This window comes from Agrobacterium sp. V1, assembly GCF_030518355.1.
Classification (GTDB): Bacteria; Pseudomonadota; Alphaproteobacteria; order Rhizobiales; family Rhizobiaceae; genus Agrobacterium; species Agrobacterium cucumeris.
On sequence record NZ_JAULSF010000001.1, the window covers coordinates 323,853 to 336,957 of the forward strand.

Genomic DNA, 13,105 nt, shown 5'->3' on the forward strand with positions numbered 1-13,105 from the left:
CATGCATCCCATATAGCATCGCTTACCCTGCGCTGCCAGTAAAACCAAAGCCTTTGCGGCTTGCCGCACCGGGCTTCATCCTCTAATACACCGGCATAATTTCAGGAAAATATCGGATCGGCATCATGAGCGAAAAAGCAAAAAAGCCTCAGAAACTGAAAGCCCGCCTGCCGCGTGGCTTCGTGGACCGCTCGGCTGCCGATATCCATGCCACCAATGAAATGATCGACAAGATCCGCAGGGTATACGAGCTTTACGGGTTCGATCCGATCGAAACCCCGCAGTTCGAATATACCGATGCGCTCGGCAAGTTCCTGCCGGACAGCGACCGTCCGAATGAAGGCGTGTTTTCCCTGCAGGATGATGACGACCAGTGGATGAGCCTGCGCTACGATCTGACCGCGCCGCTCGCCCGTCATGTCGCGGAAAACTTCAACGAAATCCAGCTGCCATACCGCACCTATCGCGCCGGTTACGTCTTCCGCAATGAAAAGCCCGGCCCCGGCCGCTTCCGGCAGTTCATGCAGTTCGATGCCGATACGGTGGGCGCCGCCGGCGTGCAGGCGGATGCCGAAATGTGCATGATGATGTCCGATACGCTGGAAGCACTGGGCATTGCGCGTGGTGACTATGTCATTCGCGTCAACAACCGCAAGGTGCTCGATGGCGTCATGGAAGCCATCGGTCTCGGCGGCGAAGACAATGCCGGCCGTCGCCTCAACGTGCTGCGCGCCATCGACAAGCTCGACAAGTTCGGCCCTGAGGGCGTGAAGCTGCTGCTCGGCCCTGGCCGCAAGGACGAGTCCGGCGATTTTACCAAGGGTGCGGGTCTTGGCGACGAGCAGATCGAAAAGGTGCTGTTTTTCGTCGGCATCAAGGATTATACGGCAAGCGCCGATGATCTGGCGAAACTGGTCGCGGGCACCTCGAAAGGCGAGGAAGGCGTTGATGAGCTGAACATCATTGGCGCCCTGGTCACCAGTGCCGGTTACGATGCGACGCGCATCAAGATCGACCCCTCCGTCGTGCGTGGTCTCGAATATTACACCGGCCCGGTCTATGAGGCCGAACTGACCTTCGATGTCACCAATGAAAAGGGCGAAAAGGTCATGTTCGGCTCGGTCGGCGGCGGCGGTCGTTATGATGGCCTCGTTTCGCGCTTCATGGGCCAGCCGGTTCCGGCGACCGGCTTCTCCATCGGCGTCTCGCGCCTGATGACGGCGCTCAAGAACCTTGGCAAGCTCGGTCAGGTCAAGCCGCTTGCTCCGGTTCTCATCACCGTCATGGATGGCGATGTAGAAAGCATGGGCCGTTACCAGCGCTTCACCCAGGCGTTGCGCGCTGAAGGCATCCGCGCCGAAATGTACCAGGGCAACTGGAAGAAATTCGGCAACCAGCTGAAATATGCCGATCGCCTCGGCTCCCCCATCGCCATCATCCAGGGCGGTGACGAGCGCGCCGAAGGCGTGGTGCAGATCAAGGATTTGATCGAAGGCAAGCGTCTGTCCGGCGAGATCGAGGACAATGCCAGCTGGCGCGAGGCGCGTGTGGCGCAGGTCAGCGTGCCGGAGGCCGAACTGGTGGCGAAGGTCCGCGAGATTCTGGCCGCGCAGGCTGAGGATGTGCTGCGGGCGCAAGGCAAGTAACGTGGAGCCAGCCGCTTACCCCCCTCTGCCCTGCCGGGCATCTCCCCCACAAGGGGGGAGATCGATGCGCGGCAGGGTCTCGCCCATCTCGGTGTCTGTAATTGAAGTGGTGGTATCGCCCCTTGCCGATCTCCCTCCTTGTGGGGGAGATGCCCGGCAGGGCAGAGGGGGGTGTCCCACGGTTTCGACAGGAAATGTCCCATGCCCCTGATCGACATGCCGGAATTTTCCGGAGAGCTACTGGAAGAATTCGCCGCGCGCCGCACAAGCCGTGTGAACACGCCGGTCATCCAGCCCGCCGAACCGTTTCTGGATATGGCCGGCGAGGATCTGCGCCGCCGTATCTTCATGACGGAGAGCGAAACGGGGACAAGCCTGTGCCTGCGCCCCGAATTCACCATTCCGGTCTGCCTTCGCCATATCGAGACGGCGACCGGCACGCCGAAGCGTTACTCCTATCTCGGTGAAGTCTTCCGCCAGCGTCGTGAGAGCGCCAACGAATTTTATCAGGCCGGTATCGAGGATCTCGGCGATACCGATATCGCCGCCGCCGATGCCCGTGCCGTAATCGATGCGACAGGCATTCTGCAGCGCCTTCTGCCGGGCCGCTCGCTCGCCGTCACGCTGGGCGACCAGCAGGTATTCGAGGCGGTGGTTGCTGCCCTCGGTCTGCCGCTCGGCTGGCAGAAGCGGCTGGTGCAGGCCTTTGGCGACATGGCGCAGCTGGACGCGCTGCTGGAAAGCCTCGTGCATCCAAAGCCCATGACGGGGCTTGACGCCCGCGTCGCCGGCCTGCTGGCGACGGGTGACGAGGCCGTGCTGGTCGATTATCTCGATACCGTGATGCAGGAGACGGGTTATTCCACCAATGCCAGCCGCTCGCCGCAGGAAATCGCCCGCCGTCTGCGGGAGAAGCTGGCGCTCGCGGCCACGCGCCTGCCGGATGAGAGTTTCGAGCTGCTAAAACAGTTTCTGGCCCTGCAGGCACCCTTGCCGCAGGCCTCGAAGGTCCTTGGCGATTTTGCCGCAAAGGCGAAGCTGAAGCTCGACGGCGCGCTCTCCGCTTTCGACAAACGTGTCGCGGCGCTCGCCAATGCCGGCGTTGATCTCCAAACCGTCACCTATGGCGCGGCCTTCGGTCGTCCACTCGATTATTACACCGGTCTTGTCTTCGAGGTGGTGGAAGCGGGCGGCGACAGCGTGCTGGCCGGTGGTGGCCGTTTCGACCGGTTGCTGACCCTGCTGGGCGCGCAGGAAAAAATCCCGGCCGTGGGCTTTTCGCTCTGGCTGGATCGCATCGAAGCGGTGCGCGGGAGCGATAAGCCATGATCACCATCGCATTACCCTCCAAGGGCCGGATGAAAGAAAATGCCTCTGCCGTTCTGGAACGCGCCGGGCTGAAAGTCGCGCCTGTCGGCAATGACCGCTCCTATCGCGGCCGCATCGAAGGACGCGATGATATCGAGATCGCCTACCTGTCGGCCTCGGAAATCGCCCGCGAAATCGGCGCCGGCACGGTGGATTTCGGTGTCACAGGTGAGGACCTTGTGCGCGAGGGGCTGACCAACGCCGATGCGCAGGTGGAATTCTGTGCCCGCCTCGGTTTCGGCCATGCCGACGTCGTGGTCGCGGTGCCGGAAATCTGGCTGGATGTGGACAGCATGGCCGATCTTGGCGATGTGGCGTCTGAGTTCCGCGCCCGGCATGGCCGGAGACTGGCGATCGCCACCAAATACTGGCGGCTGACGCAGCAGTTCTTTTCGCGCCAGCATGGCATCCAGCTTTACCGCATCGTCGAAAGTCTTGGCGCCACCGAAGGCGCCCCGGCTGCAGGCCAGGCGGATATCATTGTCGATATCACCTCCACCGGCTCGACGCTCAAGGCCAACCACCTGAAAATCCTCTCGGACGGCATCATCGTTCGCTCGGAAGCCTGTTTCGTCCGCGCCCGTAAACCGGAGCATGAGAATGATGCGGCGGTTCACGAGATTGCCTCGCGCATAAAAGCGGCACTTTGAGATTGAAAATAAAAAAAGCCGCCGGATCGCTCCGGCGGCTTTTTTGTTGGTTGTTTTAATTGGCTCAGGCGTGGGCCAAAGCCGCGCCGCGCTTGGCGTCGACGGAATAGGCGCCCGGGCCGAAGGCGGCGAGCAGGATGTAAGCACCGGCAAGGGTGATGTTCTTCATCAGCATGATGCCGTTCAGTGCATTGATCCAGCCGAGAGCCGGGTCAGGCCAGCCGGGAACGGCAACGGTGCCGCTGTGGAACACCAGGCCGGTGAAGACGCAGAAGGCGGCAAGCGCCCAGGCGGCGATCTTCGTCTGGAAGCCGGCGAGGATGGCAAGGCCGGCCAGGAGTTCGAAGAGACCTGCGAGATAGGCTAGTATTGCGGCGGCGGGCAGGCCTGCACCGGCAATCATGCCGGCGGTGCTGGAGGCGTCGGTGAGTTTGCCGAAGCCGGAATAGATGAAGATGAAGGAAAGCAGAATGCGGGCGATGAGAACGAGAACGTTCTGGCTGCTGGTCATGGATATCTCCGGTAGATGATCGGCGTTTCGCCGGTGAGCTGCAAGGCAATGTCTGGAAATATCAATGGCCGAAATTCATCCGCCCATAAAGATGAACAATAGGAGACAAATTGTCTTCATTTTGTGAACGAAGCTCGGTCGCGTGATGTTACTGTTTAGGCGGCGAAGCGAATATCTTCGAAACGCGGAAACAGGAACAGCCCGGAAATCCGGCCCTGCTGACCCTCTTCGAAACCGGAGGATTCGCCCATGCAGATGACCGGCTGCCGCATTGTGGGCAGGATGGAGACGCCGGTCGAAAAACAGAAACGTGAGGCTGCGGTGGAAGCCTGCTCGAAAAGCTCCAGCACACGGGCATGGTCGCCGCGATCATAACAGCGGATCAGACTGAGCAGACCGCATTCGCCCGGCGGCAGGCCGTGCATGAAAGACGCGTGTTCACCAAGCCGGAGGACGCCGCTCGAAAGATCACTGTTCCATTCTTCTGAAATGAAGAAATGCGACAGGGTTCGCGGATCGGGCATGGTCGCCGCGGCCATAGGCAGAGCATCGTTGCGTCTTGATATTTCGAACAAATCGCGCCCCCGCATGAACATCGTGCCGGCGCCGCTGTTTCCAAGCTTCGCCGCCAGGTCGAATTTTCACCGCCATCCGCAGTCGGACGTTTTGCCAGGCATTGAAACCCCTTCAATGCTTGCATCCAGTCGCGGCACCCTTATGGGGGGTGACTTATAGTTTATTTTCTTCCACCTACAACAACCGCTTAGTGAGAAAATCAAAAATATTATGTATTCCTTCATCGTAATCGCGAAATATATGAAAAAAGACAACTAATCGTCGCACTTATAGGCTTGATGAAGCGGAAATTCCGCCTGTCGGCGATGGTGATTCGCCTTTCTTGATGTCCGATTATTGCATGGGCCATGGAAAATAATTCGGCTAAATTAGCCGCTGTCTCAAAAAGAGACAATATTTTTAGCCAGTGCCGGACATCCCGCGCGAGAATATATACCATCCCGCATGACAGTCTTTCCTATGAAATTTTAAGGGAAGAGAGCGATCCGAAGGCCGCCCTTTCCTCATTCCGGTGACAGGACTGATTGGAAGTCCATGCCGCCCGGCCGGTGCGCTTTCGACACCGGGCTTTCTAAAAGCATGGGCGGCAACGAAAAAGGGCGATCCGAAGACCGCCCTTTCCTCATTCCAGTGACAGGACTGATTGGAAGTCCATGCCGCCCGGCCGGTGCGCTTTCGACACCGGGCTTTCTAAAAGCATGGGCGGCAACGAAAAAGGGCGATCCGAAGACCGCCCTTTCCTCATTCCAGTGACAGGACTGATTAGAAGTCCATGCCGCCCGTCCGGTGCGCTCGCGACGCCGGGCTTTCTAAAAGGCATTGGCGGCAACGAAAAAGGGCGATCCGAAGACCGCCCTTTCTTAATTTCAGTGACAGGACTGATTAGAAGTCCATGCCGCCCATGCCGCCGCCCGGCATTGCCGGCATCGCAGCTTCCTTCTTCGGAAGTTCAGCGATCATGGCTTCGGTGGTGATCAGCAGGGAAGCAACCGAAGCTGCGTTCTGCAGAGCCGTGCGAACAACCTTGACCGGGTCGACAATGCCGAGCTGGATCAGGTCGCCATATTCGCCGGTCTGGGCGTTGTAGCCGTAGTTGTCTTCGTTCTTGTCAAGGATCTTGCCAACAACGATGGAAGCTTCGTCACCTGCGTTTTCTGCGATCTGGCGAACCAGAGCCTGCAGAGCCTTGCGCACGATGTTGATGCCGGCTTCCTGGTCGTCGTTCTCGCCCTTGGCGGAGATCTTCGTGGAAGAACGCAGCAGGGCAACGCCGCCGCCCGGTACGATGCCTTCCTGAACGGCAGCGCGCGTCGCGTTGAGAGCGTCGTCGATGCGGTCCTTCTTTTCCTTGACTTCGACTTCCGTCGAACCGCCAACGCGGATAACGGCAACGCCGCCAGCGAGCTTGGCAAGACGTTCCTGCAGCTTCTCGCGGTCGTAGTCGGAAGTGGTTTCTTCGATCTGGGCCTTGATCTGGGCAACACGACCTTCGATGTCGGACTTCTGGCCGGCGCCGTCAACGATCGTGGTGTTTTCCTTGGAGATCGAAACCTTCTTCGACTTGCCGAGCATGTCGAGGGTAACGTTTTCGAGCTTGATGCCGAGGTCTTCGGAAATGACGGTACCACCGGTCAGGATGGCGATGTCTTCCAGCATGGCCTTGCGGCGGTCGCCGAAGCCCGGAGCCTTGACGGCAGCGATCTTGAGGCCGCCACGCAGCTTGTTGACGACGAGCGTTGCAAGAGCTTCGCCTTCGACGTCTTCAGCGATGATGACGAGCGGCTTGCCGGTCTGAACGACAGCTTCGAGAACCGGCAGCATGGCCTGAAGGTTCGAGAGCTTCTTTTCGTGCAGGAGGATGTAGGCGTCTTCGAGGTCCGCAACCATCTTTTCCGGGTTGGTCACGAAGTAGGGCGACAGGTAGCCGCGGTCGAACTGCATGCCTTCGACGACTTCGAGTTCGGTTTCAGCGGTCTTGGCTTCTTCGACGGTGATGACGCCTTCGTTGCCAACCTTCTGCATTGCTTCAGCAATGTCGAGACCGATCTGACGTTCGCCGTTTGCAGAGATCGTGCCGACCTGTGCAACTTCTTCCGAGGTGTTGATCTTCTTGGCCTTGGCCTGAAGGTCCTTGACGACTTCAGCAACGGCGAGATCGATGCCGCGCTTCAGGTCCATCGGGTTCATGCCGGCAGCAACTGCCTTTGCACCTTCGCGAACGATGGCCTGGGCCAGAACGGTTGCGGTGGTGGTGCCGTCACCGGCGATGTCGTTGGTCTTGGAAGCGACTTCGCGAACGAGCTGTGCGCCCATGTTCTCGAACTTGTCTTCCAGTTCGATTTCCTTGGCGACGGAAACGCCGTCCTTGGTGATGCGCGGAGCGCCGAAGGACTTGTCGATAACGACGTTACGACCCTTCGGGCCGAGGGTTACCTTCACTGCATCAGCAAGAACGTCGACGCCCTTGAGCATCTTTTCGCGCGCTGTGCGGCCGAATTTTACTTCTTTGGCTGCCATGTTCAAAACTCCTGGTTTCGAATGGCCGGAACGGGTCCGGCTTGAAATTTAAGGAAGGACGGGTTCGGCCAGATCAGCCGATGATGCCCATGATGTCGGCTTCCTTCATGATCAGAAGGTCTTCGCCGTTGAGCTTGACTTCGGTGCCCGACCACTTGCCGAACAGAACGCGGTCGCCAGCCTTGACGTCGAGAGCGACGACCTTGCCGGACTCATCGCGTGCGCCGGAACCGACGGCGACGATTTCGCCTTCCTGCGGCTTTTCCTTGGCGGTATCGGGAATGATGATGCCGCCCTTGGTCTTGGCTTCGGATTCAACGCGACGAACGACGACGCGATCGTGAAGCGGGCGGAAATTGGTGCTTGTCATTGCCTAATCCCTCGATCAAATGACTTCACGAACCTTCAGAGGCTCGCGTGATGGGTGTTAGCACTCTTCTTGTTTGAGTGCCAGCGAAGCCGAGATAAGGAGGCCTTCTGCCTGAGTCAAGAACGGCCCGTCGGAAAAATTTCATGGCTTATGGTTATCAGCGTTCCATGACAGAAATTTCCCAGGCGCTGACCGGCGGGTGAAAACCAACCCTTTTGGCAACGCCTCATTGTTTCGGGCCTAGCTGGGTTTTATGTCCGCACGGTGGCGGGTGGATTGCAGGCAGGCTCGACACCGCTTTTTTCCTTGCCATCGGCGTCCTGCTTTGCCATGTCACGCACACCCTTTTCTCGCATCCGGAAAGCATTCTCATGGCCCATCGCATTCTCACCCTCGGCGAAATCACTGATGGGTTCGACGTTATTCTCTCGGATGTATGGGGCGTGCTGCACAATGGCGTCAACGCGTTCCCGGATGCCGCAGTTGCGCTTCAGGACGCGCGCAAGGCCGGAAAGACGGTGGTTCTCATCACCAATTCCCCGCGCCCGGCTCCCGGCGTTATCGCCCAGCTGCGCGTGCTCGGCGTGCCGGATGAAGCCTATGACCGCATCATCACCTCAGGCGATGTCACCCGCGGGCTGATTGCGGAAGGCCCGAAAAAAGTCTTCCTGCTTGGCCCGGAGCGGGACATGCCCTTGCTGGAAGGCCTCGATGTCGAACGGGTGGGTGAGGCGGAGGCGCAATCCGTTGTCTGCACCGGTTTCTTCGATGACGAGACGGAAACGCCCGAGGATTATACCGAAATGCTGAAGGGCTTCATCGCCCGTAAAGCCCCGATGATCTGCGCCAATCCCGATCTGGTGGTGGAGCGCGGCGAGCGCATCATTCCCTGCGCCGGCGCCATGGCCGCCTATTATGAACAGCTCGGCGGCGAAGTCCGCATTGCCGGCAAGCCGCACACGCCGATCTATGAAGCCTGCCTTGCGGCGGCCAGGGAAGTTCGCGGCACCTTCGCCAAGGATCGCGTGCTCGCTATCGGTGACGGCATGCCGACAGATGTGAAGGGCGCGATTGCGAGCGGTCTCAACCTTCTTTATATCAGCGGCGGAATTCACGCCGCCGAATATACGCTGAACGGCCAGACGGACGAGGCGCTGCTGAATGCCTATCTCAAGGGGCAGGGCGCCGCTCCCGGGTGGTGGATGCCCCGCCTTGCCTGAGAAACATCTGGCCTAAGCTGGCGAAAACAATGGATCGAATGCCATGACCGTCTTTCATCGCAATGAAAAAAAGGAGCCGCTGCCGGACAATCTTCGCGGCGGCGTCATCGCGATCGGCAATTTCGACGGCGTGCATCGTGGTCATCGCGCCGTGCTGGACCGGGCACTGGAACTTGCAGAAGCCCGTGGCGTGCCCGCGCTGGTTCTGACCTTTGAACCGCATCCCCGTTCCGTCTTCCGTCCTGATACGCCCGTCTTCCGCCTCACGCCCGCGCCTTTGAAGGCGCGCATTCTCGAGGCCATCGGCTTCCGCTCCGTCATCGAATATCCGTTCGACCGGGAATTTTCGCAGCGTTCGGCAGAAGAATTCGTTCAATCCATTCTGGTCGACTGGCTGGGCGCCAGCGCCGTCGTCACCGGTTTCGATTTCCATTTCGGCAAGGGCCGCGAAGGTGGTCCGGCATTCCTGATGGCCGCCGGCAAGCGCCACGATTTCGACGTGACGCTGGTGGACGCCTTCCGCGACGAAGGTGCCGATGTCGTCTCCTCCAGCCGTATCCGCTCGCTTCTGTGCGAGGGCGATGTGGCGGGCGCTGCCGGGCTGCTCGGCTATCGTTTCACCGTTGAAAGTGAAGTGATAGACGGCAAGAAGCTCGGCCGCACGCTGGGTTATCCCACCGCCAACATGGCGCTGGCACCGGAGACGGAACTGAAGGCGGGCATCTATGCCGTGCGGTTCCGCCGTCCCGATGGTTCGATCCGTGATGGCGTCGCAAGCTTCGGTTACCGCCCGACCGTCACGGAAAACGGCGCCGCCCTGCTTGAAACATTCGTCTTCGATTTTTCGGGAGATCTCTACCGCGAAGTCTGTTCGGTATCCTTCTTCGGCCATCTGCGCGACGAGCTGAAATTTGACGGTCTCGAACCGCTGGTGGCGCAGATCAGGCGCGACGAGGAAGAGGCAAGGGCAATGCTGTCAGGCGTGCGGCCGTTGAGCGAACTGGACGCCAAGATCGCCTTTTGAGCTGAAAGGGTCGACGGACCCTTAATTCCGGCCCCGATTGCTGTCGCTTTTCTCTTCCTTTTTACTGGAAAACCGCATAAACAATCCGCCATGTCCCAATACCGGTTGATGTTTAAAACTCAGATTGGCCGAATTATTGGCCCGGCTTTCCGCCCGCTCTGACGAGCCGGAAGGTCCGGGATTTTGGCGCTTGTCATGACATTTGTCATGGCGCTTTCCGTATTTGCCCTGTTTTGAATTGAGACGGCGCGACCGACACGGCGCGCAACAACGGTACGATTATGAGCGACACCGCAGAAAAACTCGACTATTCCGCCACCCTCTATCTGCCGCAGACGGATTTTCCGATGCGCGCCGGCCTGCCGCAAAAAGAACCGGAAACGGTGAAGCGCTGGCAGGAGATGGGCCTTTACAAGCGCCTGCGCGCCTCCGCCGCCGGCCGCGAAAAATTCGTGCTGCATGACGGCCCGCCCTATGCCAACGGCAACATCCACATCGGCCACGCGCTGAACAAGATCCTGAAAGACGTCATCACCCGCTCGTTCCAGATGCGCGGTTACGACGCCAATTACGTGCCGGGCTGGGATTGCCACGGCCTGCCGATCGAATGGAAGATCGAGGAAGCCTATCGCGCCAAGGGCAAGAACAAGGACGAGGTTCCGGTCAACGAATTCCGCAAGGAGTGCCGTGAGTTTGCGGCCGGCTGGATCAAGGTTCAGTCGGAAGAGTTCAAGCGTCTCGGCATCGAGGGCGACTTCGAAAACCCCTATACGACGATGAACTTCCACGCCGAAGCGCGCATCGCCGGCGAGTTGCTGAAAATCGCCCGCACCGGCCAGCTCTATCGTGGCTCGAAGCCGATCATGTGGTCGGTGGTCGAACGCACGGCGCTGGCGGAAGCCGAAGTCGAATATGCGGATGTCGAGAGCGACATGATCTGGGTGAAATTCCCGGTCAAGGATGCGGTTCCCGGTCTTTCCGACGTCTCCGTCGTCATCTGGACAACGACGCCGTGGACCATCCCCGGCAACCGCGCCATCGCGTTTTCTTCGCGGGTCGAATACGGCCTGTTCGAAGTCGAAAGCGCGCAGAACGATTTTGGCCCGCAGCCGGGTGAAAAGCTGATCTTCGCCAAGAAGCTTGCCGATGAGGCAGCGGCCAAGGCGAAGCTGACCTTCAAGCTTGTTCGCGATGTCAAAACCGAAGAACTGGCCGCCATCACCTGTGCCCATCCTTTGGCGTCGCTCGGCTACGATTTCCCGGTTCCGCTTCTCGATGGCGATCACGTCACCGATGATGCCGGTACGGGCTTCGTTCACACCGCGCCAAGCCATGGCCGTGAGGACTTTGATGTCTGGACCGCGCATCAGCGCGAGCTGGAAGCGCGTGGCGTTTCGTCGGCCATCCCGTTCCCGGTTGGCGATGACGGTTTCTACACCGAAGACGCTCCCGGTTTCGGCCCGTCCGCCGAGGGCGGTGCTGCCCGCGTCATGGATGATAACGGCAAGAAGGGCGATGCCAACGATCGTGTCATCAAGGCGCTGATCGCTGCCAATAACCTGTTTGCCCGTGGCCGCCTGAAGCACAGCTATCCGCATAGCTGGCGCTCCAAGAAGCCGGTCATCTTCCGCAACACGCCGCAATGGTTCGTTTATATGGACAAGGAACTGGGCGACGGCACGACGCTGCGTTCGCGTTCGCTTGACGCCATCGACCAGACGCGTTTCGTTCCGGCCTCCGGTCAGAACCGCCTGCGCGCCATGATCGAAGGTCGTCCCGACTGGGTTCTGTCGCGCCAGCGCAGCTGGGGCGTGCCGATCGCCGTTTTCGCCGACGAAAAGGGTGAAGTTCTGGTCGATGAAGCCGTCAACGCCCGCATCCTCGAGGCCTTCGAGGCCGAGGGCGCTGACGCCTGGTTCGCTGAAGGCGCCAAGCAACGGTTCCTCGGTAATGACCACGACCACGACAAGTGGCTGCAGGTCATGGATATCCTCGACGTGTGGTTCGATAGCGGCTGCACCCACACCTTCACGCTGGAAGACCGCCCGGACATGAAGTGGCCGGCGGACGTCTATCTCGAAGGCTCCGACCAGCATCGCGGCTGGTTCCATTCGTCGCTGCTGGAAAGCTGCGCGACACGCGGCCGTGCGCCTTACAACGCCGTTGTCACCCATGGTTTCACCATGGATGAGAAGGGCGAGAAGATGTCGAAGTCCAAGGGCAACGTGGTCTCGCCGCAGGAAGTCATGAAGGACGCCGGCGCCGATATCCTGCGCCTGTGGGTCATGACAACGGACTACTGGGATGATCAGCGCCTCGGCAAGGCCATCATCCAGACCAATGTCGATGCCTACCGCAAGCTGCGCAACACCATCCGCTGGATGCTCGGCACGCTCGCCCATTATGAGGGCGAGGAGGTCGCCTATGACAATCTGCCGGAGTTGGAAAAGCTGGTGCTGCACCGCCTGTCCGATCTGGATAAGGTCGTGCGCGAAGGTTATGACGGTTTCGAATTCAAGAAGATCGCCCGCGCATTGGTCGATTTCTCGAATGTCGAGCTTTCGGCCTTCTATTTCGACATCCGCAAGGACACGCTTTATTGCGACGCGCCGTCGTCGCTGAAGCGCCGGGCCTCGCTGTCCGTCATCGCCAAGCTGTTCGACTGCCTTGTGTCCTGGCTGGCACCCATGCTGCCTTTCACGACGGAAGAAGCGTGGCTGTCGCGCTATCCGGATGCGGAATCGGTGCATCTCGTCCAGTTCCCGGCAATCCCGGCGGAATGGAAGAACGATGCTCTTGAAGCCAAGTGGGACAAGATCCGTAAGGTTCGCACGGTTGTGACCGGCGCCCTGGAAGTCGAGCGCCGTGAAAAGCGCATCGGTTCCTCGCTCGAGGCTGCTCCCGTCGTGCACATCGCCGATGCCGATCTTCTGGCGGCGCTGAAGGGGCAGGATTTCGCCGAAATCTGCATCACCTCGGCCATCTCGGTGGTGGGCGATGAAGGCCCGGCCGATGGCTTCCGTTTGCCGGAAGTGGCGAAGGTCGTGGTCGAACAGAAGCTGGCGGAAGGTGCAAAATGCGCCCGCTCCTGGCGCATCACCACCGATGTCGGCTCCGATCCGCAATATCCTGACGTATCGGCCCGCGATGCGGCGGCGCTGCGCGAGCTTGCCGCCCTGGCATGATTTCAAGCTGCGCATCGTTCTTTCGAAACCGATTTCGG

At 59.8% G+C, this 13,105-nt stretch carries 11 protein-coding genes; 6 read left to right on the top strand and 5 right to left on the bottom strand.

Annotation, left to right across the window (positions count from 1 at the left end):
* Nucleotides 1–125: 125 nt before the first annotated feature.
* The 3 genes from hisS to hisG all read left to right on the top strand — a co-directional run bounded on the left by hisS (nt 126) and on the right by hisG (nt 3,664).
* Nucleotides 126–1,646, top strand: coding sequence for a histidine--tRNA ligase (gene hisS, locus QSV77_RS01530; protein ID WP_302732322.1), 1,521 nt, complete (start codon nt 126–128; stop codon nt 1,644–1,646).
* Between the two features lie 201 nt (nt 1,647–1,847).
* On the top strand, nt 1,848–2,975 hold the full coding sequence (locus QSV77_RS01535; protein ID WP_302732323.1) for an ATP phosphoribosyltransferase regulatory subunit: 1,128 nt from the start codon (nt 1,848–1,850) through the stop codon (nt 2,973–2,975).
* Nucleotides 2,972–3,664 carry an ATP phosphoribosyltransferase gene (gene hisG, locus QSV77_RS01540; protein ID WP_302732324.1) on the top strand — a complete coding sequence of 231 codons (693 nt, stop codon included), beginning with the start codon at nt 2,972–2,974 and terminating at the stop codon, nt 3,662–3,664. The genes QSV77_RS01535 and hisG overlap by 4 nt, the downstream gene beginning before the upstream one ends.
* 64 nt (nt 3,665–3,728) lie before the next feature.
* On the opposite strand, the gene QSV77_RS01545 is transcribed toward hisG, so the two are convergent.
* The 5 genes from QSV77_RS01545 to QSV77_RS01565 form a co-directional block, all read right to left on the bottom strand.
* Nucleotides 3,729–4,175 (bottom strand): DoxX family protein, encoded by a 447-nt coding sequence (locus QSV77_RS01545; RefSeq protein WP_142839166.1) that lies wholly within the window; start codon nt 4,173–4,175, stop codon nt 3,729–3,731.
* A 155-nt stretch (nt 4,176–4,330) separates the two neighbouring features.
* Nucleotides 4,331–4,765, bottom strand: coding sequence for a hypothetical protein (locus QSV77_RS01550; RefSeq protein ID WP_142839167.1), 435 nt, complete (start codon nt 4,763–4,765; stop codon nt 4,331–4,333).
* 868 nt (nt 4,766–5,633) lie between these two features.
* The gene (gene groL / locus QSV77_RS01555) at nt 5,634–7,268 is read right to left on the bottom strand and encodes a chaperonin GroEL (protein WP_046800686.1); all 1,635 of its coding nucleotides are present in this window, start codon (nt 7,266–7,268) and stop codon (nt 5,634–5,636) included.
* Nucleotides 7,269–7,341: 73 nt separating this feature from the next.
* Nucleotides 7,342–7,638 (bottom strand): co-chaperone GroES, encoded by a 297-nt coding sequence (gene groES / locus QSV77_RS01560; RefSeq protein WP_003522946.1) that lies wholly within the window; start codon nt 7,636–7,638, stop codon nt 7,342–7,344.
* A gap of 251 nt (nt 7,639–7,889) precedes the next feature.
* Complete coding sequence (locus QSV77_RS01565; RefSeq protein ID WP_269698595.1) at nt 7,890–8,018, bottom strand: hypothetical protein; 129 nt, start codon at nt 8,016–8,018, stop codon at nt 7,890–7,892.
* Between QSV77_RS01565 and QSV77_RS01570 the strand changes: the two genes are divergently transcribed.
* The 3 genes from QSV77_RS01570 to ileS all read left to right on the top strand — a co-directional run bounded on the left by QSV77_RS01570 (nt 8,010) and on the right by ileS (nt 13,067).
* A complete protein-coding gene (locus QSV77_RS01570) occupies nt 8,010–8,858 on the top strand; it encodes a TIGR01459 family HAD-type hydrolase (protein WP_302732325.1) in 849 nt (282 codons plus the stop codon). The genes QSV77_RS01565 and QSV77_RS01570 overlap by 9 nt on opposite strands.
* Nucleotides 8,859–8,901: 43 nt before the next feature.
* On the top strand, nt 8,902–9,882 hold the full coding sequence (locus QSV77_RS01575; RefSeq protein WP_302732326.1) for a bifunctional riboflavin kinase/FAD synthetase: 981 nt from the start codon (nt 8,902–8,904) through the stop codon (nt 9,880–9,882).
* A gap of 281 nt (nt 9,883–10,163) precedes the next feature.
* Nucleotides 10,164–13,067 (top strand): isoleucine--tRNA ligase, encoded by a 2,904-nt coding sequence (gene ileS, locus QSV77_RS01580; RefSeq protein WP_302732327.1) that lies wholly within the window; start codon nt 10,164–10,166, stop codon nt 13,065–13,067.
* The last annotated feature ends 38 nt before the right edge of the window (nt 13,068–13,105 follow it).